Below are 21906 nucleotides of genomic sequence, written 5' to 3'. Positions count from 1 at the left end.
GTCCAGGACCAGAACATCACCGGCCAGGGAGAACACCGCGGGCTCGACCGTCGCCGGCCCCCGGCAACGGCGCCGCACGCGGCAACGGGGTCCGGGGCGCAGCCCCAGGGAACGAGGCCCGGGGCGCAGCCCCGGGGAACGGGGTCCGGGGCGTAGCCACGGGGAACGGGCGAAGGGTGGGTAGGGGACCTCGCCCCGCAGGGCCTACCCACCCGCACTCGCCCACCCGCACCAGCAGCAGGCCGCCGCAGCGGCCCCGCCGACCCGCCACCGCCGGACGGAGTCCGGCGCAGCGCCGCGAAGCCCGCGCAGCGGTGCGAGTGGCGCGTCAAGGAGGGGTGCGGCGCGTCAAGGAGGGGTGCGGCGCGTCAAGAGAGGCGGCGGCGCGTCAAGACGCGGTCGGGTGGCTTTCCACTCGCTTCTTCAGGCCCGCCAGCGCGCGGTCGATGATGACCTTCTCCGCCTTGCGCTTGATCATCCCGAGCATCGGGATCTTGACGTCCACGGTCAGTGAGTACGTCACCTCGGTCCGCGCACCGCCCGCGACCGCCGCCAGCTGGTAGGACCCGTCGAGCTGCCGCAGCATCTGGGACTTGTCCAGCGTCCAGCTGACCGTGTTCTCCGCCGGCCAGGTGTAGGCCAGCGTGTGGTCGTCCTTGATCGCGCCGGCGTCCAGCAGCAGCCGGACCCGCGAGGCCCGGCCGGCGTCGTCCTTGGCCAGGACCTCGGCCTCCTTCACCTCGCCGGTCCACTCCGGGTAGCGGGCGAAGTCGGCGATCACGGCCATGACGTCGGCCGGGGACGCCTCGATCATGATGCTCGAGCTGGTGTGTTCCGCCATCGCGGTCGCTCCTCCGGGGGGAGTTCGAGGAAGTGTGCGTACGGTCCGGGCCTGGCCCGGGCCGCCGCGTGAAGGCTATCGCGCGTCATGACCTCACCACTCCAGGGCCCACGGCCTTCCGGTGGCGGCGAAGTGCCCGACGTTCACGCACTCGGTGGCGCCGATCCGCATCCGCCGGGCGAGCGGCTGGTGGACGTGGCCGAAGAGGGCGTACCGGGGCCGTACCCGGCGGATCGCGGCGAGCAGGGCCCCGCTCCCCCGCTCGAAGCGCCGGGCGACCGTGTCGTAGCAGAGCTCCGGCACCTCCGGCGGGATGTGCGAGCAGAGCACGTCGACCTCGCCGAGCGCCTCGACCTTGGCGGCGTACTCCTCTTCGGGCACCTCGTAGGGCGTGCGCATCGGCGAGGGCAGTCCGCCGCCGACGAAGCCGAAGACCCGGCCACCGATCTCGGCCCGCTGGCCGTCGAGCACGGTCAGGCCGGGGCCGGCGTACTCGGGCCAGAGCCCGGGGATGTCGACATTGCCGTACGTGGCGTACGTGGGGCGGGGGAAGGCGGCGAACATTTCGGCGTACTGGCGGCGGACCGCGCCCTCGACGAGCCGTTCGCGGTCGAGCCCGGCCCACAGCCCGCGGGCGAAATCCCGGGCCTCGTCGAAACGGCGGGCGGTGCGCAGTTCCACGATGTGATCGGCGTTCTCGACGCCGAAGAGGTCGGGGAAGATGCCGCGCGAGTGGTCGGCGTAGTCGAGGAAGAGGACGAGGTCGCCGAGGCAGATCAGCGCGTCGGCGCCCTCCCCGGCCCGTGCCAGGGCCTCGGTGTTGCCGTGGACGTCGCTGACGACGTGGACCCGTGTCCGGTTCTTCGTACCACCCATAGAGCCACCCATGCGGCCACCCTAGGCGCGCTTGGCCACCGCGGGGAGGGAATCGGCCCAGGCGGCCGGACCTGCGGTTACTTCCGAGTCGTAAACCGGGTCGACTAATGTCGGCAGGACACGGCCGCGACATGTGACGCAGGGAACATCTGGCCGGTTCCCTCTATCCGGAACCCCCTACCGGTGGGTAACGTCCGGTCGGTCCACATGGTGGCGATGGCGCCCAGAGGAGCAGCAGTCTTGCGCGAGTTCAGCCTTCCGGCCCTGTACGAGGTCCCGTCGGACGGGAACCTGACGGATCTCATCCGCCGCAACGCCGCTCAGCATCCCGACACCGCCGTCATGGCCCGCAAGGTCGGCGGCGCGTGGCAGGACGTCACCGCGACGGAGTTCCTCGCCGAGGTCCGCAGCGCGGCGAAGGGCCTGATCGCGGCCGGCATCCGGCCAGGCGACCGGGTCGCCCTGATCTCCCGCACCCGCTACGAGTGGGTGCTGTTCGACTTCGCGATCTGGAGCGCGGGCGGCGTCACGGTCCCCGTGTACGAGACCAGCTCCCCCGAGCAGATCCAGTGGATCCTCGGCGACTCCGGCGCCGTCGCCGTCGTCGTGGAGTCCCCCGCGCACACCGCGTCCGTGGCCGCCCTGCGCGACCGGCTGCCGGAGCTGCGCGAGGTCTGGGAGATCGAGCGGGGCGCCGTGGAGACGCTGCAGGCCGCCGGCGCCGGGATCTCCGACGCCGAGGTCGACGAGCGCAGCGCGCTGGCGGGCGCCGACGACCCGGCCACCATCGTCTACACCTCGGGCACCACCGGCCGCCCCAAGGGCTGCGTGCTGACCCACCGCAGCTTCTTCGCCGAGGTCGGCAACATCGTGGCCCGGCTGCACCCGCTCTTCCGGACCGGCGAGTGCTCCGTGCTGCTCTTCCTGCCGGCCGCGCACGTCTTCGGCCGCCTGGTGGAGGTGGCGGCCGTGCTGGCGCCGATCCGGCTGGGCTGCGTACCGGACATCAAGAACCTCACGGACGAGCTGCAGTCCTTCCGGCCCACGCTGATCCTCGGTGTGCCGCGCGTCTTCGAGAAGGTCTACAACTCGGCCCGCGCCAAGGCCCAGGCCGACGGCAAGGGCAGGATCTTCGACGCGGCGGCCGAGACGGCGATCGCGTACAGCCGTGCGCTGGACCTGCCGGGCGGGCCGTCCTTCGGCCTCAAGCTCAAGCACAAGCTGTTCTCGAAGCTGGTCTACAGCAAGCTCCACGCGGTCCTCGGCGGGCGCGGCGAGTACGCGATCTCCGGCGGGGCCCCGCTGGGCGAGCGGCTCGGCCACTTCTTCCGCGGCATCGGCTTCACGGTGCTGGAGGGCTACGGCCTGACCGAGTCCTGCGCCGCCACGGCCTTCAACCCGTGGGACAAGACGAAGATCGGTACGGTCGGCCAGCCGCTCCCGGGCTCCGTGGTGCGCATCGCCGACGACGGCGAGGTGCTGCTGCACGGCGAGCACATCTTCAAGGAGTACTGGAACAACCCGACGGCCACCGCCGACGCGCTGACCGACGGCTGGTTCCACACCGGCGACGTCGGCACCCTCGACGAGGACGGCTACCTGGCGATCACCGGGCGCAAGAAGGAGCTCATCGTCACGGCGGGCGGCAAGAACGTCGCGCCCGCGGTGATCGAGGACCGGATCCGGGCGCACGCGCTGGTCGCGGAGTGCATGGTGGTCGGCGACGCGCGGCCGTTCGTGGCCGCGCTGGTCACCATCGACGAGGAGTTCCTGGGCCGGTGGGCCGCGGAGAACGGCAAGCCGGCCGGCGTGACGGCCGCCGACCTGCGGGAGGACGCGGACCTCGTCGCCGCCGTCCAGAAGGCCGTGGACGACGGCAACGCTGCGGTTTCCAAGGCGGAATCGGTGCGGAAATTCCGCATTCTGCCCTCCCAGTTCACGGAGGAGTCCGGGCACATCACCCCGTCGCTGAAGCTGAAGCGCAATGTGGTGGCGAAGGACTTCGCGGACGAGATCGAAGCCCTCTACCGGGGTTAGGGACGGCGCACGGCCTCAGCGCGGGTCCTCGGCGAGGACCCGCGCCATGTTCCGTTCCGCGAGCGCGGTGACGGTCACGAAGGGGTTCACGCCGAGCGATCCGGGGATCAGCGAGCTGTCGGTGACGTAGAGGCCCTGGTAGCCCCTGACGCGGCCGAAGTCGTCGGTCGCGTCCCCGAGGACGCAGCCGCCCAGCGGGTGGTAGGTGAAGTTGTCGGCGAAGTTCTTGTTGTCGCCGAACAGGTCGTAGCGGTAGATGGTGAAGTTGGCCCGGTTGATCCGGTCGAAGAGGCGCTTGGCGGCCTGCACGGACGGGGTGTTCTGGTCCCGGGTCCACTGGAGCTTCGCCGAGTCGCTGGCGGCGTCGTAGGTGAAGTGCCCGCGCTCCGGGTTCTTGGTGATGGCCAGGTACATCGAGATCCAGTGCTCGAAGCCCATCGGGAGCGGGGCGATCTCGGCGAAGACCGGGTTCGAGGCGTTGTCCCAGTCGTCGATGCCCAGGGCGGGCATGGTGGCCTGGTTGGCGCCGACCGTGTCCCACAGGTGGTTGGCGCGGGCGGTCATGACGTTGCCGTTGTGGCCCCAGCCGAGGCCCACCTTGTCGTTGAGGGCGGGCAGGGTGCCGGTCTCCCGGGCGCGCAGCAGGATCTCGGTGGTGCCGAGGCTGCCGGCGCCGAGGAAGAGCTGCTTGCAGCCCAGTTCGCGGACCTGGGTGACGCGGCCGGTGAGGTCGCTGGTCTGCACGGTGAGCACGTACCCGCCGGCCGGGTCCTGCCGTACGCCGACCACGCGCTGCATGGTCTCGATGGTGACGTTGCCGGTGCCCAGGGCGGCGGCGAGGTAGGTCTTGTCGACGCTCTTCTTGCCGTGGTTGTTGCCGTAGATCACCTCGCCGGCGAGCGCGGACCGGGTGGCGGTGCCGGCGGCCTCGCGCTTCATGTACTCGAAGTCGTAGACGTTGGGGACGAAGGTGGTCTTCAGCCCGGTCTTCTGGGCGTGCTTGCGGGAGATCCGGGCGAAGCGGTACCACTCGGTGGACTCGAACCAGGCCGGGTCGATGTCGTTGACCCCGAGCATGGCGCGGGCCCGGGGGTAGTAGGTGCCGTACATCTCGTCCGCGTCGACCCGGGGCAGGATCTCGGTGAAGTACGAGCGCTTCGGCGTGGGCGCCATGCCGCCGTTGACGAGGGAGCCGCCGCCGACGCCGCGGCCCACGTACACCGACATGTCGCCGTAGTTGACCCGGTCCAGGACGCCGGGGTACGGGCTGATGTTGCGGTTGACCACGTCCAGCCAGAGGAACTGGGCGAGCGGTGCCTCGGTGCGGTTGCGGAACCACATCGAGCGCTGGTCGGGGGCGGAGGTGGCGGGGAAGATCTTCCCGTCGGCTCCGGGGGTGTCCCAGAGCCGGCCCATCTCCAGGACGACGGTCCGCACGCCGGCCTGCCCGAGGCGGAGCGCGGCGACGGCGGATCCGTAGCCGGAGCCGACGACGATGGCCGGGGCGTACGTGGCGGCCGCGGGCTCGGCGGCGGCCGCGGACTGCAGGCCGATCCGGGTGAAGCCGAGGGCGGCCGCGGTCTGCAGGGCGCCCAGACCAAGAACGTGACGACGCGTCAGGTTTGGTGTCATGCGCGCATCATGAGCGGATTCCGCCCAACCGGCCATAACCCGCACTGACACGCTTCTGAGTAACAGTCAGACATGGCTCGACCGTAGGCGGGGGCCGCCGCGGTCCGCGCGGTTTGATCGACTCCGCCCGCGATCGGCCCTCCGGGCGCGATAATCCCCCTCCGTACGGGGAGGGGACCCCGCGCGGTGCCCGCGGCGCCCCGCTACAGCAGCTCGCGCAGGCGCTCCGCCAGCAGGTCCCAGCGCCACTTCTCCTCGACCCAGGCCCGGCCGCGCTCCCCCATGCGCGCGCGCAGCGCCGGGTCCCGGAGCAGGGCGACGACGCGTTCCGCCGTCTCGGCCGGGGCGCCGCCCGGGACCACCCAGCCCGTCTCCCCGTCCAGTACGGCGTCGGGGGCGCCGCCGGAGTCGCCGGCGATCACCGGCAGGCCCGTGGCGGAGGCCTCCAGGTAGACGATGCCGAGGCCCTCCACGTCGAGCCCGCCGCGCCTGGTCCGGCAGGGCATCGCGAAGACGTCCCCGGCCCCGTAGTGGGCGGGCAGTTCGGACCACGGGACCGCGCCCGTGAAGACCACGGACTCCGCGACGCCGGTCTTGGCGGCCAGGGCCCGCAGGTCGGCCTCGTACGGGCCGCCGCCCACGATCAGCAGGACGGCGTCCGGCAGCGCCGCCAGGATCCGCGGCATCGCCTCGATCAGCGTGTCCTGCCCCTTGCGGGGGACGAGCCGCGAGACGCAGACGACCACCGGCCGGTCCGTCAGTCCGAGCCCGGCGCGGACCTCCGCGCCGCCCGACCGCGGGTGGAAGGTCTTCTCGTCCACGCCCGGCGGGAGCTGCGTCATGCGCGCCGCGGCCCGGTCCGTCAGGGCCGGGGCGATCCGCGAACGGGTGTACTCCCCCAGGTAGGTCAGGGTATCCGTGCCCTCGCCGATGCGCCGCAGAAGCTGACGCGCGACCGGCAGCTGCGCCCAGCCCGCCTCGTGCCCGTGCGTGGTCGCCACGATCCGGCGCGCGCCGGCCCGGCGCAGCGCGGGCCCCATCAGCCCCAGCGGGGCCGCCGCGCCGAACCACACGGAGGAGCAGCCGTGTTCGCGCAGCAGGCCGACGGCCCGGCGGGTGACCCGGGGAGTCGGCAGCAGCATCGTCGTGCGGTCGCGGATCACCTGGAAGGGCTGCTCCGCGTCGAAGGCGGCGGTGGCCTCCCGGCCCTCGGCGGAGTGCTTCCAGGTGGACGCGTAGACGACGACCCGCTCGGGGTCGAGTCGCAGCGCCATGTTGTGCAGGAAGGCCTGGATGCCCCCCGGCCGCGGCGGGAAGTCGTTGGTCACGATCAGCGTCTTGTCCATCGCCTGCCGACCCTACCGGAGGGGGCCCTGCGGAGCTCTGACCGGCGTACGGGGCTGCGCGCGGGGGCGGCCGGGGCCGCGGAGGCCGGGCTGCGCCGGAGGCTGCTGCTGCTCCGCCCGGACCCCGTTCACCCGCGGGTGGGTCGGCCCTGCGGGGCGGAGTCCCCTACCCGCCCTTCGCCCGTTCCCCGGGCTGCGCCCGGACCCCTTCTGGGGCTCCGCCCCGGACCCCGCGCCTCGAACGCCGGGCGGGGCTGGAACTGCCCTGCGGGCAATCCAGCCCCGCCCGGTTAGCGGAACTCCCTGGCCAGGTCCTGCTGCCAGGCGCGGGTCAGGGCGGCGGGGTCCGTCCCCAGCGCGTCCTCCACCGCCATCGAGAGGGAGTCCCGGCCCGCCTTCTCGTACAGCGAGAGCAGCGCCTCCTCGCCCCAGCGGCCCGCGATGAGCCGGCAGGCCAGCCAGGAGCCCTCGTAGGCGCGGGCCAGTGCGTCCGCGTCCCCGCCGAAGGCGAAGGCCGCGGTCGTGGGGAGCTCGCCCGGCAGCGCGCCCTGGCGCACCGCGCGGGCGAGGGTCGGGGCGACTTCGGCCGGGGTGCGGTCGCTGCCGCGGTACGCGGCCCAGTCCGCGAAGCCCTCGGAGAGCCAGAGCGGGGTCCGCGAGGTGGTCGCCGCCCGGGTGGCCACGTGGGTGGTCTCGTGGGTCAGGATCACCTGGCGGCCCTCCTCGGTGAGCTGTCCGTACCCCTCCGGGTTCACCACGACCCGGTCCGCGGGGGCGGGGCCCGCCCCGGTCCGCCCGGTGGTGACGGCGCCCAGGCCCCGGTACTCCTGCGCGGGCCGCCCCAGCAGCGCCGCCATCGCGTCCAGGGAGCCGGGCACGAGCACCACCACCCGGCCCGCCCACGGCCGCGGCCAGGCCGCGCTCGCCGCGGGCACCGCCGCGTCCGCCTCGGCGGCGATCGCGGAGAGGGAGCCGGGGCTCTGGCCGGCGCCGCCGAGCACCAGGGCGTGCGCCCCGCGCTCCACGGACACCGGGCCCTGGTCCCACAGCTGGGGCAGGGCTCCGGGGGCGGGCCGGTCGGCGGTGACCGCCCAGGTGCCGCCGCTCCGGGTGAGTTCCACCTCGCGGGCGGAGCCGGCCGGGGCGGTGTCGTAGCCGGTGAGGCGGTAGCGCAGCTCGGCGCGCGCGAAGGCCCGTACGCCTTCCACCCGGACCGAGGAGACCTCGTACGACCATCCCTCCAGCGGGATCGCGGCGAGGGCCGCGGGCGGGGCCGCCGACCAGTCGGCGACGGCCCGCCGTACGTCCCGTTCGGCGGAGTCCGCCGAAGCCGGGGCCGAAGCCGGAGCCGGGCCCGAAGGGGCCACGGAGCCGGAACCGGCCCCCGAGCCGCATCCCGCGAGCGGCCCGCACAGCGACAGCAGCAGGCACAGCAGCGCCGGCGGCAGCGCGCGCGGGCCACGACGGCGGGCAGGGCCCAGGACCGGGAACATCACCCGATCGTACGCAGCGCCGCCCTCAGGGCCGGGTCACCGAGGAGACCGGCATCATCCCGACGGGGTCGTACCGCACCCGCGCCCCCGGGTACGGGGCGTGCACCACCTGGCCGTTGCCGACGTACATGCCGACGTGGCTGGCGTCCGAGCGGTACGTCACCAGGTCCCCCGGGCGCGCCTCCGACAGCGGGACCCGCCGCCCGGCGTGCCGCTGCGCCTGCGAGGTGCGCGGCAGGGCGACGCCCGCCTGCCGGTACGACCACACCATCAGCCCGGAGCAGTCGAAGCCGGAGGGGCCGGTGGAGCCCCAGACGTAGGGCCGTCCCACGGCGGACCGGGCGGCCATCACGGCGGTCATGGCGCGCCCGGAGGAGGGCCCGGAGGCCCCGGCGTCGGGGAGGTCGGGCAGGGCGTCGGGGCGGCCGCCGGAGCGCGAGGCGCGGTCGAAGTCGGCGCGCTCCTGCGTGGGCATCGCGTTCAGCAGCCGGCGCGCGGCGGCGAGCTTGGCGGTGACGGCGCGCTTCTCCTTGGCCACGTCGGCGCGCAGGGCGTCGAGTTCGGAGAGCTTGCGGGAGGCTTCCCGGCGTTCCTGGCCGAGCCGGGCCTGTTCGAAGCGCAGATCGTCGAGCTGGCGGGCCTGCCGGCCGGTGAGCCGGTCGAGGGCGGCGGCCTTGGCGAGGTAGTCGTCGGGGTTGTCGGAGAGCATGAGCTCGACGGCGGGGTCGATGCCGCCGGCCCGGTACTGGGCTCCGGCGTAGGCGCCGAGCACCCCGCGCATGGTGTTGATGCGGTCCTGTCCGCGGGCCACCGCGTCCTGGATCCGGTCGACTTCGGTGCGGAGCCGGCCGGCGCGCTCGCCCGCCTGGTTGAAGCGCTCGGTGGCCTGTTCGGCTTCTTCGAAGAGCCGGTCGACCTGGGCGCGGGTGCCCGCGGAGGGCTCCTGCGGGAGGCCGGGGGCCGCACCGGCGGGTGCGCCCGACAGGGCGACCGCCGCTCCCGCCGCGGCGGCGGTGAGGACGGTGACCTTGGTGTTCCGGTCGAGGGCGCTGGGCCCGGACCGGCGATGGGACGCCACGTGAAACCGCTCCCTCCTGCTGAGCGGGACCCGGGTCCGCCCTCCGTGGACGGCCGTGTGCCGGGGTTCCGCGCTGGCAGACAGTAGCCGCGCGGGAGGGCACCGGCCAACGACCTCCGGTGGGCACGCACAGTGACGCCCCGTCGGAGACGCAGGTCACCGGCGGGGCGTGTGGTCAGAGCGGGGCCTCGTAATTCGCCCGGATGGGCGGTGCGCGGCGCGTCCGGACGGACCCTGTGGGAGGGAGGGGGCGTCAGCCGACGCGCACGCCGAACTGGAACGGCATGTTGTCGATGGATTCGTACTTGACGCCGCTGCGCGGGTTCGAGGCGTGCAGCACCGTGTTGCCGCCGGCGTACAGGCCGACGTGGTGCAGGTCGCCGTAGAAGAACACCAGGTCGCCGGGCTGCAGCTGGCTCTTGCCGATCCGGGTGCCGTCGTTGATCTGGGTGAAGGTGGTGCGCGATATGTTCACGCCGGCCTGCTTGTACGCCCACTGGGTCAGACCCGAGCAGTCGAACGTGTTGGGGCCTTCGTGCCCGGAGATGTACGCGCTGCCGATCTTGGTCTTGGCTGCCGCGAGGGCGGCGCCGGCTCGGCCGGAGGGCTTCACGTTGCCGAGGTTGGGAACGCGCTCGCCGGCGCCGCGGCTGGCTCGGGAGTCGTCGTCCTTGATCTGCTGCCGCTCCTGGGCCGTCAGGCTGTTGAGGAGCGCCTGGGCCTCGGCGAGCTTGTCCTGGGACGCCTTCTTCTTCTCGCCGAGCTCCTTGCGGGTGGCGTCGAGGTCGGTGAGCTTGCCCGCGGCCTCCTGGCGCTGCTGCGCGAGGGCGCGCTGCTTGGCCTGGATCTTCTGGACCGCGTCGACCTGCTGACCGCTCAGCTGCTCCAGCGTGGAGGCCTTGTCGAGGTAGTTGTCCGGGTCGGCCGAGAGGAAGAGCGCGAGGGACTGGTCGATGCCGCCGCTGCGGTACTGGGCGCTGGCCATCGAACCGAGCGTGCCGCGCAGGGCGTTGAGGTCGCCCTGGCCGCGGGCGACCTGGTCCTGGAGCTGCCCGATCTCGGTTTCGAGCTTGTCCTGGCGTTCCTTGGCCTGGTTGAACTTCTCGGTGGCCTGCTCCGCCTCTTCGTAGAGGGCGTCGACCTTGGCCTTGACCTCGTCCTTGCTCGGCTTGGCCGGGGCGGCGTTGGCGGCCTGCCCCGAGAGGACCACGGCGGCTGCCGCGGTGACGCCGAGCACGGTGGTGCGCATGCGGGTCGGCTGCTTGGGTCGACGGTGGGACGCCACGAAGGCGAGCTCCTTCTTCCTAGAGCCGCCGAAGAAGAACGCAATCCGCAGGACGCAGGACGTCCTGAAGACTCGGCGACACCTTCGCTGCCACCCCGAATGAGTGAACTACCGCACGAAGGTTTGACTGACCCTAGTGACCCTTCTGTGATCAGTTCAAATCCTGTCGGGAAAAAACTCGCCCTGTGACCAGGTTCTTTACCTACAGTGCACGCTCCGTGCCGGTGACTTGACGGTGCGTCCACCCGATCACATGCCAATTCCGGCATATGCGCCAGCAGTTACGAAACGCGCGAAAGCCGCTTCAGCAGCAACGCGGACGCCACCGGTCGCGCCCCGGCCTTGGCCACACCGTCGGCGACTTCCCGGTCGGTGGAGACCACGACCACCGGACGGCCCGCCGGTTCGGCGCGCACCAGCTGGCGGATCAGCTCGTCCGCCGTCACCCCGGCCTTCGAGAACAGCACCCGCACCCCGCGCGGCGGCGCGAGCAGCACGGGGGCCGCCAGCTCCGCCCCGTCGAAGACACAGGTCATCTCGGCGCCCGTCTGCGCGGCGAGCATCGACAGCCCGCCCAGCAGCCGCAGCCGCTGCTTCTCCAGCGGCATCGTCGGGTAGCCGGTCTTGGTGACGTTGTAGCCGTCGACCACCAGATGGGCCTGCGGCAGCGCCAGCAGCTGGTCCAGCAGCGCCGGGTCGGTCTCCGACAGGGCGCGCGCCGCGATGTCCTTCGGGGTCATCCGGCCCGGCTCCACCGCCTCCACCGTGTCGGCGGGGCGCGTGGACACCGGCGGCAGCGCGAGCTCCCGGCGCAGCCCCGCGGCCGCGTCCAGCACGGTGTCCAGCAGCAGCCGCAGCCGCATGTCCTCGATGCTGCGGCCCTCACGGGTGGCCCGCCGCGAGGTCTCCAGCGCCGATTCCACCTCCGCGAGGCGGGACTTGAGCCGCCGGGTCTCGCTCTCCGCACCGGCCACCTGGGCGGCCGCCTCGGCGCGGATCCCGTCGACCTCCGCGTTGATCTTGCGCAGGGCCGCGTCGCCCCGCTTGACGTCGCTCAGCGCGCTGCGCAGCTTGCGCTGAAGCGATTCCGCTTCCTTGCGGGCCGTGTCCAGTTCCGCCCGCACCTGGTCGACACCCGTGCGCTGCTGCTCCCGTACGTGGGCCAGCTCCTCGCGGAGCCGCTCCATCTCGCGGCGGGCCTCCTCGTCGACCCGCTCGGCGTCGGCGCGCTGCGCCTCCTCGCCCGCGGCGGCGACCAGCTTGACCCAGCCGGCCGGCCGCAGCACGTACGCGGCGGCCGCCACGTCCAGCGGGTCGGCGGCGGCGGGCGGGGCGCCCGACTCCAGCGCGGAGGCCAGGTCGGCCTGCGCCTCGCGGAGCTTCTCCGCGACCCGGCCACGGAAGACGGGGTCGCTCTCCACGGCCGTGGCCATGGCGTTGCCCGCGAACTTGGCGCGCCGTGTCGGGGTGAAACGGGCGTACTGGCGCAGCTGCGCCGGGAGGTCCGCGACCGTCAGTCCGCCGAAGGCGTCCGAGACGAGCGCGACGACCCGGCGCCGCACGCCTTCCGGCAGCGGGCGGTCGAGTGCCTCGGCGGCGTCACCGGCCGCGTCGGCCGGCTCAGCGCCGCTTGCTGGCTCCACAATCCGTCACCCCTACCGTCATTCACCTGCGGGCGGGGCTCCTTCAGGAGTCCGCGCCCGGCCTGTCCACGAGCTCGATCTGGTCCACCGCGTTGCACCAGCGGCAGCGGACCGACTCGATGGTCTCATTGACCACCTCGCGCTCCTCGACCTTGGGCTCCCCGGCGAGGTCCAGGTGGACGTACTCCACGACCTTCGACGAACGGGTGACGTCGAAACGCGTGAGGTTGCCGCACAGCGTGCAGCGCCACCGGGTGGTGTCGGTCGGCAGGGGAACCGTCATCAGGCCGCTCTCTCCTTCTATCCTTCTATCGCGTACACGGACGCGCGCGGTACACCCGCCCGTGTCGTCACGGGTACGTGCGTGCGTGCGTAGCTCGTAACCCTACGGCCTGCCGCACCCGCGGGTGGGCCCGGCTGGGTCATGCTCGGTCGCATGATCGTAAGGTGGCAGGCCGTACGCGAGGCCGCCCGGGGCCCGGTGATCACCCACGCGCTGATCGCGGGCTGCTGCGTGGTGTTCGTGCTGAGCCCGGCGTCGGGGCTGAACCCGGTCTACGGGACGGGTGACCAGCTGCTCGCGAACGGGACGGCGTACTTCCGGCGCTGGGGCGTGGTCCCCGACGAGCTGTTCACCGGCTCGGGCCGGGCGGCGCTCACTCCGCTCACGGCCCTGTTCGTGCACGGGAGCTGGCTGCACCTGCTGGGCAACATGCTCTTCCTCTACGTCTTCGGGGCGATGACGGAGCGCCGCATGGGCCGGGCCGTGTTCCTCTGCTTCTACGTCTGTACGGGCTACCTGGCCCTGGCGGCGTACGCGGCGGCCCACTCCTCCTCCGGCCAGACCCTGGTCGGGGCCTCCGGGGCGATCTCCGCGGTCCTGGGCGCCTTCCTGTACCTCTTCCCCAGGGCGCGGGTGACGAGCCTGTTCCCGTTCCTGTTCTTCCTGCCGCTGCGCTTCCCCGCGTGGATCGTGCTGCTGTTCTGGTTCGGCCTGCAGTGGCTGGCGGCGCACCGGGCGGGAAGCGGGCCCGGAGTCGCCTATCTAGCCCACGTGGTGGGCTTCTCGGTGGGCTTCCTCTACGCGTGGGCCCGCTACCGGCGTGGGACTAGAGTGGTTCGACCAGTGACTGCCGTCGAGGGAGACAGCCAACCGTGATCACCGCACTCGTGCTCATCAAGACCAGCGTGGACCGGATCCCCGAGATCGCCGAGGCCATCGCCGCGCTGGACAGCGTCAGCGAGGTCTACTCGGTCACCGGCACCTACGACCTCATCGCCCTGGTCCGGGTCTCCCGGCACGAGGACCTGGCCGACATCATCCCCGGCCGCATCAGCAAGATCCCGGGCGTGGAGGCGACGGACACCCACGTGGCGTTCCGCACGTACTCCCAGCACGACCTGGAAGCGGCCTTCGCGATCGGCCTGGACGCGTAGGGCCCGGCCCGCCGGGGAACGTCGGCAGAACCCGGCGGCCCGGGCGGCCCGGGCGCGCTCCACGGCCCATCAGACGGCCGGGACGCAGCGGCCCTCTTCGGTGCGGTACTGCCACTTGGCGCCGTCCGCGACGAGTTCCTTCACCGCGCGGACGAAGCGCTCGACGTGCTCGTCGGGGGTGCCGGCGCCGAAGCTGACGCGGATCGCGTTGAGGGAGCGCTCGCCGGGGGCCGCCTCCGGGGCTCCGCACTCGCCCTGGGCCTGCGGCTCGCTGCCGAGCAGGGTGCGCACCAGCGGGTGGGCGCAGAACAGGCCGTCGCGGACGCCGATGCCGTACTCGGCGGAGAGCGCGGCCGCGAAGTGCGAGCTGTTCCAGCCGTCGACGACGAAGGAGATGACGCCGACGCGCGGGGCGTCGTCGCCGAAGAGGGACAGGACGCGGACCGCCGGGACCTCGGCGAGGCCTTCGCGGACCGTGGCGATGAGGTGCTGCTCGCGGGCGACGAGGTTCTCGAAGCCGGCCTCGTTCAGCGCCTTGCAGGCGGAGGCGATGGAGTAGACGCCGATGACGTTCGGGGAGCCGGCCTCGTGGCGGGCCGCGGTGGTGTGCCACTCGACGTCCACGCCGCCGTCCTCGCGGCGGGCGACCTTGCGGGACGCGCCGCCCCCGGCGAGGTACGGCTCGGCCTCCTGCAGCCAGTCCGCGCGGCCGGCGAGCACGCCCGAGCCGAAGGGCGCGTAGAGCTTGTGCCCGGAGAAGGCGACCCAGTCCACGTCGAGGTCCTGCACCGAGACGGGGTGGTGCGGGGCCAGCTGGGCGGCGTCCAGGACGATCCGGGCGCCGTGGGCGTGCGCGGCGGCGGCGAGTTCCTTCACGGGCCACAGCTCACCGGTGACGTTGGAGGCTCCGGTGACGCAGACCAGCGCGGGGCCGTACGGGTCGCGGTCGGCCAGGGCGCGCTCCAGGGTGGCGACGGCCTCGTCCGGGGTGCGGGGGGCGTTGAGGTAGGTGACCCGCGCGTTCGTCCAGGGCAGCAGCGAGGCGTGGTGCTCGGTCTCGAAGACGAAGACCTGGCAGTCGGTCGGCAGGACGGCGGCGAGCAGGTTGAGGGAGTCGGTGGTGGACCGGGTGAAGACCACCTGGTCGGTGGGGCGGCAGTCGAGGAACTCGGCGACCGTGACCCGGCTCTGCTCGAACAGGTCGGTGGAGAGCTGCGAGAGGTACCCGGCGCCGCGGTGGACGCTGCCGTAGTACGGGGCGTAGGCGGCCACGTCGTCCCAGACCCGCTGGAGCGCCGGGGCGCTGGCCGCGTAGTCGAGGGCGGCGTAGGTGACCTCGCCCCCGGTGACGAGCGGCACGGTGACCTCGCGGCCGAGGACCGCCAGCGGCTCGGCACAGGCAGGGCCCTCGGCCGGAGAGGTGACGGCGGCGGTGACGGCGGTGACGGCGGAGGCGGTGGCGTTCAGGGTTGCGGACATGGCGGTATCTCCCGGCAGGCAGGTGTGAATGGCTTCGGTGGGCCCGTCCGCGGATACGGCGCTGCGGCCGTTCGGGGGACGGGAGTGCCCCGGGACGCGGATCGGCCGGCGTACGCAGGCGTGCTGCTGCGGGTACGCGGAAGTGACCCTGTTCCGAGGGGTGAAGAAGGGGCGGAGTCGCCCTATCGCATTCGCTTGCTCACGGAAAACGCTCCTCAGAAGACCAGGACCCCTGGTGTTCGAGGGATCCGCGCTTGCCGTAGACCTCACTGCCTACGACCTGGTCATCACCCGGGGCACCCCGCCACGGAAGGAGGGTTGCCGGACAGCAAGCCGGGGCCTAAACGCTGTCACTCGTGACCTGAGGAGCATCCTGCCACATGATCTTCCGAACGCAAGACCCCGGTCCACATGGCGGACCGGGGTCGTTGCCCGAGCTTGGCCGGATCCTGCCGAAACGGCTCCCGGCGGCTCCGCTACGCGTTGCTCGCCGCCACCCAGCGGGCCAGCGCCTCGCGCGCCGCACCGGAGTCCACCGACTCCGCCGCCCGCAGGACACCGGCCGCGAGCTGCTCCTCCAGGGTGCCCGTGCCCGGGTCCAGCGCGACCAGGGCCGCCGCCGAGTTCAGAAGCACCGCGTCGCGCACCGGTCCGGTCTCGCCGGCCAGCAGGCGCCGTGCCACGTCCGCGTTGTACGAGGCGTCCGCGCCGCCGAGCGCGGAGACGTCCACCAGGGGGATGCCGATGTCGCGCGGGTCGAAGGACTGCTCCGCGACCTTGCCGTCGCGGACCCACCAGACCCGGGAGGTCGCCGTGGTGGTGAGCTCGTCGAGCCCGTCGTCACCGCGGAAGACCAGCGCGGAGGAGCCCCGCTCCGCCAGGACGCCCGCGACGATCGGGGCCACCCGCGCGTCGGCCACACCGGTGGCCTGCGCCCGGACCCGCGCCGGGTTGGTCAGCGGGCCGAGGAAGTTGAAGGTGGTCCGGATCCCGAGCTCCCGGCGGGCCGCCGCCACGTGCCGCAGCGCGGGGTGGAACTTGACCGCGAAGCAGAAGGTGATCCCGGCCTCCTCGGCCACCTCCACGACCCGCGCGGGGGTGAGGTCGAGGTTGACGCCGAGCTTCTCCAGGACGTCCGAGGAGCCGCTCGCGGAGGACGCGGCCCGGTTGCCGTGCTTGACCACCTTGGCGCCCGTGCCGGCCACCACGACGGCCGACATGGTGGAGATGTTGACCGTCTTGGCCCCGTCGCCGCCGGTGCCGACGATGTCCACCGTCCGGCCCGGCACCTCGATCAGGTTGGCGTGCGCGTACATGGCGCGGACCAGACCGTTGATCTCGGCCACGGTCTCCCCCTTGGCCCGCAGGGCGACGGCGAAGCCGGCGATCTGGGCGTCGGTGGCCTCCCCGCGCATGATCCGGTCCATCGCCCAGGCCGTGTCGTCGGCGTCCAGGTCCCGGCCGGTCAGCAGGGCGTCCAGAAGGCCCGGCCAGCCGCGGGCCGCCACGCTGTCGCCGCCTGCCGGGGTCACCAGGTTCATGGTCCGCTCCTGCTGCTCGTGAAGGATTCCACGTGGAATGGGAAGGGGTTCAGCCTATCCAGCCCCGGGGACGGCAAAGAGCCCCGTCCAGACGCTGGACGGGGCTCTCGCCGTGGCGACACCAGGACTGACCGAAATCAGTCCCTCAAACAGTCATGCGGAGTGCGTGGTGCGTACTGCGCGAAACATGAGGCGTGTGAAGCCGTGTTGCGGGAGATCAGTGGTGGCCGTGGCCGCTCTGGATCTCCTTGTACTCCTCCACCGTGGGCTTCGGGATCTGGTTGTTCTCCCCGTAGTAGCCCCTGCTGAGCTTGGCGCGGAGCTTCTCCAGCGGCTTCGCCTTGCGCTCGACACCGTTCTCGTCGACCGTGGGGCCGATCTCGGCGGGCTCGTACTGGTCGTACGAGGTGAGCGCGTGCAGCTTGCCCTGCGAGAGCGGCTCGTGGACCTCGACGAACTCACCGTGCGGCAGGCGCTTGATGATGCCGGTCTCGCGACCGTGCAGCACCTTGTCCCGGTCCCGGCGCTGGAGGCCGAGGCAGATCCGCTTGGTGACGATGAACGCGATGACCGGACCGACGAAGAAGCCGATGCGGGCGAACCAGGTGATCGAGTTGATCGACAGGTGGAAGTACTGCGCGAACATGTCGTTTCCACCGGCGATCAGCAGGATGACGTACCACGTCAGCCATGCCACACCGAAGCCCGTGCGCGTCGGGGCGTTGCGCGGGCGGTCCAGGATGTGGTGCTCGCGCTTGTCCCCGGTGACCCAGGACTCGATGAACGGGTAGACCGCGATGGTGGCCAGGACCAGCGGGAAGATCGTGAACGGAATGAACACGCCCAGGGCCAGGGTGTGGCCCCAGAGGTTGATCTCCCAGCCGGGCATCGCACGGATCAGGCCCTCGGAGAAGCCCATGTACCAGTCGGGCTGCGCACCGGTGGACACGTGGTCCGGGCGGTACGGGCCGAGCGCCCAGATCGGGTTGATCGAGGCGATGCCCGCGATCAGCGCGATGACACCGAAGACCAGGAAGAAGAAGCCTCCGGCCTTGGCCATGTAGACCGGGAGCAGCGGCATGCCGACGACGTTCTTCTCCGTCTTGCCGGGGCCCGCGAACTGGGTGTGCTTGTGGTAGAAGACCAGGATCAGGTGGGCCACCAGCAGGCCCATCATGATGCCGGGCAGCAGCAGGATGTGCACCGAGTAGAGCCGGCCCACGAAGTCGCCGCCGGGGAACTCCCCGCCGAAGAAGAAGAACGACAGGTACGTGCCCACGATCGGCACGGACAGCATCGCGCCTTCCATGAAGCGGACACCGGTGCCCGAGAGCAGGTCGTCCGGCAGGGAGTAACCGGTGAAACCGGTGAACATGCCGAGGACCAGCAGCAGGAAGCCGAAGACCCAGTTGACCTCACGCGGCTTGCGGAACGCGCCGGTGAAGAACACGCGCATCATGTGCACGAGCATCGCCGCGATGAAGATCAGCGCCGACCAGTGGTGGATCTGCCGGATGAGCAGACCGCCGCGGACGTCGAAGCTGATTTCCAGGGTCGACTTGAAGGCCTCCGACATCGCGACACCCTGCATGGGGATGTACGAACCGTCGTAGTGCACTTCGTTCATGCTCGGGTGGAAGAACAGCGTCAGGTACACACCCGTGAGGATGAGGATGATGAAGCTGTAGAGGCAGATCTCGCCCAGCATGAAGGACCAGTGGTCCGGGAAGATCTTGCGCATGTTGGCCTTGGCGAGGCTGTAGATGCCCAGCCGGCCGTCGGCCCAGTCGGCTACGCGCTCGCCGGCCGGAGCCTTGCGCTCTTTGGTGTGAGTGGCAGTGCTCATCCGCGCTCCCAGAAAGAGGGACCGACGGGCTCTTCGAAGTCGCCGAGCGCCTCGAGGAAGCCTTCGTCATTGACGCCGATCCGCAGCTGCGGGAGCGCGTGACCAGCCGGGCCGAAGATGACTCGGGCGCCGTCGGAGAGGTCGAAGGTGGACTGGTGGCACGGGCAGAGCACGTGGTGCGACTGCTGCTCGTACAGGCTGATCGGGCAGCCGACGTGGGTGCAGATCTTGGAGTAGGCCACGATCCCGTCGTGGGACCACTCCAGTTCCTTCTTGTCCTTGATGTTCTCCGGCTGGATGCGGACGATCATCAGGGCGGCCTTGGCGATCTGCTGCTGGAAGTCGTGCGCGTCCTCCTCCAGGCCTTCCGGCATGGCGAAGGTCAGCGAACCGACGACGATGTCCTCGGGACGAAGCGGCTCCATCGTGTTCGAGTTGATGAGCATCTTGCCCTTGGCCCAGATGGTCTTGCGCAGCTTGTCCTCGGGCAGCGGGCCCAGGTCGCGCAGGATCACGACGGCGGAGAGCGGCAGCAGGGCCAGCGCACCGAACATCGTGTTGCGGATCAGCGGGCGACGGCCGATGGCCGACTCGCGCGCGCCGTCCGCGAAGTCCTGCAGGACCTGCGCCTTGACCTCGGCCGGGGCCGCGATCTCGTGGCGCTCGGCGGCGACCTCCACGTCGGACATCAGGGTGCGGGCCCAGTGGACCGCGCCCGCTCCGATGGAGAAGAGGGCCACGCCGAGGCTCACGCCGAGGGCGAAGTTGAGAGCGCTCACCTTCCCGATGGGGAAGATGTAGACGATCTTGTCGACCGGCAGGATCACGTACGAGGCGATGAAGGCGATGGTCGCCAGCATCGACAGCGTGAACAGCATGGCCACCGTGCGCTCGGAGCGCTTCGCGGCCCGCTCGTCGATGTCCTGGATCCGCGGCCGGTGGACCGGCAGACCGGGGTCGGCGAACGGGTTGTCGTCCGGCACTGACACGTCACCGTGGTGCGCGTCGCCCTGCTCGCTCGGCAGGTACTTCTCTTCGGGAATGTCTTGGCTACTCATGACTTCTTGGCCTTAGCGGTGTGGGCCGCGACCCAGACGGCGACAGCGATCAGCGCACCCAGTCCGAAGATCCAGCCGAAGAGACCCTCGGAGACGGGGCCGAGGCCACCGAGCTTGAGGCCACCGGGGTTGGTCGACTTCTCGCCGTTGACGTGCTGGAGGTACGCGATGATGTCCTTCTTCTGCTTCTCCGGCATGGTCGTGTCGGGGAAGGAGGGCATGTTCTGCGGGCCGGTGAGCATGGCCTCGTAGATGTGCTTCGGCTCGACGCCCTCGAGGTTCGGGGCGTACTTGCCGTTCGTCAGTGCGCCGCCCTCACCGGTGAAGTTGTGGCACTGCGCGCAGTTGTTGCGGAACAGTTCGCCACCCTTCGCGATGTCGGCACCCGCCGGGTCGTACTGCTTCTCGGTCGGCTTGATCGGGCCGGCTCCGAGGGACGCGATGTACGCGGCGAGCTGGTCGGCCTGCGCCTGGGTGTAGATGACGGGCTTCTTCGGCACCTGGGCGCCGGGCTGCTGGGCGGGCATCCGGCCCGTCATGACCTGGAAGTCGACGGCAGCGGAGCCGACGCCAACCAGGCTGGGGCCGTCAGAGGAACCCTGACCGCCGGTCCCGTGGCAGCTTGCGCAGCCGACGGCGTAGAGCTTCTGGCCCTCCTCGATGGCGAGGGACTGGACGGTTTCGTCGGCCTTCGCATTGCCCGCGGGCGCGAAGGCGCTGTACAGCCCCCCGGTAACCGCCAGCGCGAAGAGTAGAACGACGACCGCCGCCAGCGGATGGCGTCGTCGTGCGGAGAGCTTTTTCACGGATTACCCCGGTGTCAGGATCTTCTGCGTCGGTGTGTCTGGATGGAGTGCCGGGTCGGGCCCGGCGACGTGTTCGCTACTTGATCAGGTAGATCGTTGCGAAGAGGCCGATCCAGACGACATCGACGAAGTGCCAGTAGTAGGACACGACGATGGCCGACGTGGCCTGTTCGTGGGTGAACCTCTTGGCCGCGTACGTCCGGCCGAGGACCAGCAGGAAGGCGATGAGACCGCCCGTCACGTGCAGACCGTGGAAGCCGGTGGTCAGGTAGAACACCGAGCCGTACGGACCGGACGAGAGGCTCATGCCCTCGTGCTTGACCAGCTCGGTGTACTCGAACACCTGGCCGCCAATGAAGATCGCACCCATGACGAACGTGATGATGAACCACGTCCTGAGCTTCTTCACGTCACCGCGCTCGGCGGCGAATACGCCGAGCTGGCAGGTGAGCGAGGAAAGCACCAGGATCGTCGTGTTCGTCGCCGAGAAGGGCAGATTCAAGGCCGAGGCCTGTTCTGTCCAGTACTCGGCGCCCGTCACTGATCGCAGGGTGAAGTACATCGCGAAGAGGGCCGCGAAGAACATCAGCTCGGAACTCAACCAGATGATGGTTCCCACGCTGACGAGGTTCGGCCTGTTGACCGTCGGGTGCGCGTGCCCGGTATCTACTGTCGTTGCTGTCGCCACGACCGACATTATGTCGGTCCCTTATCCCGCCCTCACCCCGGGGGGTGCCGTTCGGAGTGTCAGGGGCGTGTGCAAGGCCCGAACGGCCCATCAGATCGCCCTGCGGACGCCCGTCGGCCATCCCCCGGGCAAGGCTGTGCGAACCGATGTTGACACCGGGTCGGACGGAGTAGCATCCCGCGCAACATCAACGTGATTCACGGGACACGTGGAGGAACGAAATGCGGGCGACTGCGCGGGTTCTGGTCTACAGCGACGACGCGGGCACCCGGGAGCAGGTGCGGCTGGCGGCCGGTCGCAGGCCGGCCGCAGACCTGCCGCCGGTGGAGTTCCTGGAGTGCGCCACGCTGCCGGCCGTCCTGAAGGAGCTGGACGCGGGCGGCATCGACGTCTGCGTGCTGGACGGCGAGGCGGTTCCGGCCGGGGGCATGGGGGTGTGCCGGCAGATCAAGGACGAGATCTTCCAGTGCCCGCCCGTCCTGCTCCTGATGGGCCGTCCGCAGGACGCCTGGCTGGCCACCTGGAGCCGCGCGGACGCGGCGGTCACCCTTCCGGTGGATCCGGTGGACTTCGCGCAGGCCCTGGCGGGTCTGCTGCGCGCACGGCTCTCGCCGGCGGCGTAACGGGGCCTGCGGGGCCCGTGGGACCCACGGGGCCCGTCGGGCGCCCCGCAGGGACCCGTACGGGCCCGTACGGGCCTGCACGGCCCTGTACCGGCGCATACCGGGGCACGGGCACCCGTACGGACCGTACGGGTGCCCGTGGCCCGGCGGGGGGCCCACCCGGCGCTGCGGGCGCTGCCCGGGCGCCGAGCGCTCCG

At 71.4% G+C, this 21906-nt stretch carries 19 protein-coding genes and 1 riboswitch; of the genes, 4 read left to right on the top strand and 15 right to left on the bottom strand.

Going from position 1 to position 21906, the window contains the following annotated elements:
- Nucleotides 1-388: 388 nt before the first annotated feature.
- A complete protein-coding gene (locus tag ACWCP2_RS36365; RefSeq protein WP_450912810.1) occupies nucleotides 389-841 on the bottom strand; it encodes an SRPBCC family protein in 453 nt (150 codons plus the stop codon).
- Nucleotides 842-934: 93 nt separating this feature from the next.
- On the bottom strand, nucleotides 935-1729 hold the full coding sequence (locus ACWCP2_RS36360; RefSeq protein ID WP_450912809.1) for a metallophosphoesterase family protein: 795 nt from the start codon (nucleotides 1727-1729) through the stop codon (nucleotides 935-937).
- A gap of 228 nt (nucleotides 1730-1957) precedes the next feature.
- Between ACWCP2_RS36360 and ACWCP2_RS36355 the strand changes: the two genes are divergently transcribed.
- Complete coding sequence (locus ACWCP2_RS36355; RefSeq protein ID WP_450912808.1) at nucleotides 1958-3754, top strand: AMP-dependent synthetase/ligase; 1797 nt, start codon at nucleotides 1958-1960, stop codon at nucleotides 3752-3754.
- Nucleotides 3755-3769: 15 nt separating this feature from the next.
- Here ACWCP2_RS36355 and ACWCP2_RS36350 read toward each other — a convergent pair whose 3' ends face one another.
- The 7 genes from ACWCP2_RS36350 to ACWCP2_RS36320 form a co-directional block, all read right to left on the bottom strand.
- Nucleotides 3770-5386: a GMC oxidoreductase gene (locus ACWCP2_RS36350; RefSeq protein ID WP_450912807.1), complete on the bottom strand. Its 1617-nt coding sequence runs from the start codon at nucleotides 5384-5386 to the stop codon at nucleotides 3770-3772.
- Between the two features lie 203 nt (nucleotides 5387-5589).
- A complete protein-coding gene (locus ACWCP2_RS36345; RefSeq protein ID WP_450912806.1) occupies nucleotides 5590-6732 on the bottom strand; it encodes a glycosyltransferase family 4 protein in 1143 nt (380 codons plus the stop codon).
- Between the two features lie 290 nt (nucleotides 6733-7022).
- The gene (locus ACWCP2_RS36340; RefSeq protein WP_450912805.1) at nucleotides 7023-8225 is read right to left on the bottom strand and encodes a hypothetical protein; all 1203 of its coding nucleotides are present in this window, start codon (nucleotides 8223-8225) and stop codon (nucleotides 7023-7025) included.
- Nucleotides 8226-8250: 25 nt separating this feature from the next.
- A complete protein-coding gene (locus ACWCP2_RS36335) occupies nucleotides 8251-9303 on the bottom strand; it encodes an NlpC/P60 family protein (protein ID WP_450912804.1) in 1053 nt (350 codons plus the stop codon).
- 253 nt (nucleotides 9304-9556) lie between these two features.
- Nucleotides 9557-10588: an NlpC/P60 family protein gene (locus ACWCP2_RS36330; RefSeq protein WP_450912803.1), complete on the bottom strand. Its 1032-nt coding sequence runs from the start codon at nucleotides 10586-10588 to the stop codon at nucleotides 9557-9559.
- A gap of 281 nt (nucleotides 10589-10869) precedes the next feature.
- Nucleotides 10870-12234, bottom strand: coding sequence for an NYN domain-containing protein (locus tag ACWCP2_RS36325; protein WP_450912811.1), 1365 nt, complete (start codon nucleotides 12232-12234; stop codon nucleotides 10870-10872).
- A gap of 40 nt (nucleotides 12235-12274) precedes the next feature.
- The gene (locus ACWCP2_RS36320) at nucleotides 12275-12514 is read right to left on the bottom strand and encodes a hypothetical protein (protein ID WP_008738811.1); all 240 of its coding nucleotides are present in this window, start codon (nucleotides 12512-12514) and stop codon (nucleotides 12275-12277) included.
- A 153-nt stretch (nucleotides 12515-12667) separates the two neighbouring features.
- Between ACWCP2_RS36320 and ACWCP2_RS36315 the strand changes: the two genes are divergently transcribed.
- Nucleotides 12668-13390 carry a rhomboid family intramembrane serine protease gene (locus ACWCP2_RS36315; protein WP_450912802.1) on the top strand — a complete coding sequence of 241 codons (723 nt, stop codon included), beginning with the start codon at nucleotides 12668-12670 and terminating at the stop codon, nucleotides 13388-13390.
- On the top strand, nucleotides 13387-13668 hold the full coding sequence (locus ACWCP2_RS36310) for an Lrp/AsnC family transcriptional regulator (protein WP_243330042.1): 282 nt from the start codon (nucleotides 13387-13389) through the stop codon (nucleotides 13666-13668). The genes ACWCP2_RS36315 and ACWCP2_RS36310 overlap by 4 nt, the downstream gene beginning before the upstream one ends.
- A 69-nt stretch (nucleotides 13669-13737) precedes the next feature.
- Here the strand turns inward: ACWCP2_RS36310 and ACWCP2_RS36305 are convergent, their stop codons facing one another.
- From ACWCP2_RS36305 to ctaE, 6 genes are all read right to left on the bottom strand, one after another.
- Nucleotides 13738-15147 (bottom strand): aminotransferase class V-fold PLP-dependent enzyme, encoded by a 1410-nt coding sequence (locus ACWCP2_RS36305; protein ID WP_450912801.1) that lies wholly within the window; start codon nucleotides 15145-15147, stop codon nucleotides 13738-13740.
- Between the two features lie 245 nt (nucleotides 15148-15392).
- A riboswitch (SAM riboswitch) is annotated at nucleotides 15393-15509 on the bottom strand.
- Between the two features lie 114 nt (nucleotides 15510-15623).
- Nucleotides 15624-16688, bottom strand: a complete 1065-nt coding sequence (gene trpD, locus ACWCP2_RS36300; protein WP_450912800.1) for an anthranilate phosphoribosyltransferase — start codon at nucleotides 16686-16688, stop codon at nucleotides 15624-15626.
- Between the two features lie 217 nt (nucleotides 16689-16905).
- On the bottom strand, nucleotides 16906-18534 hold the full coding sequence (gene qcrB, locus ACWCP2_RS36295) for a cytochrome bc1 complex cytochrome b subunit (protein ID WP_450912799.1): 1629 nt from the start codon (nucleotides 18532-18534) through the stop codon (nucleotides 16906-16908).
- Complete coding sequence (gene qcrA / locus ACWCP2_RS36290; RefSeq protein ID WP_450912798.1) at nucleotides 18531-19592, bottom strand: cytochrome bc1 complex Rieske iron-sulfur subunit; 1062 nt, start codon at nucleotides 19590-19592, stop codon at nucleotides 18531-18533. Before qcrA ends, qcrB begins: the two co-directional genes overlap by 4 nt.
- Nucleotides 19589-20398 carry a cytochrome bc1 complex diheme cytochrome c subunit gene (gene qcrC, locus ACWCP2_RS36285; RefSeq protein WP_450912797.1) on the bottom strand — a complete coding sequence of 270 codons (810 nt, stop codon included), beginning with the start codon at nucleotides 20396-20398 and terminating at the stop codon, nucleotides 19589-19591. Before qcrC ends, qcrA begins: the two co-directional genes overlap by 4 nt.
- A gap of 76 nt (nucleotides 20399-20474) precedes the next feature.
- On the bottom strand, nucleotides 20475-21095 hold the full coding sequence (ctaE, locus tag ACWCP2_RS36280) for an aa3-type cytochrome oxidase subunit III (RefSeq protein WP_008738823.1): 621 nt from the start codon (nucleotides 21093-21095) through the stop codon (nucleotides 20475-20477).
- Between the two features lie 212 nt (nucleotides 21096-21307).
- Between ctaE and ACWCP2_RS36275 the strand changes: the two genes are divergently transcribed.
- Nucleotides 21308-21709: a DNA-binding transcriptional response regulator gene (locus tag ACWCP2_RS36275; protein ID WP_250742508.1), complete on the top strand. Its 402-nt coding sequence runs from the start codon at nucleotides 21308-21310 to the stop codon at nucleotides 21707-21709.
- Nucleotides 21710-21906: the final 197 nt, after the last annotated feature.

The sequence above is a fragment of the Streptomyces sp. NPDC002104 genome, assembly GCF_053593795.1.
The sequence above is the reverse complement of the archived record's forward strand: the minus strand, read 5'-3'. Positions and strand labels throughout refer to the sequence as shown.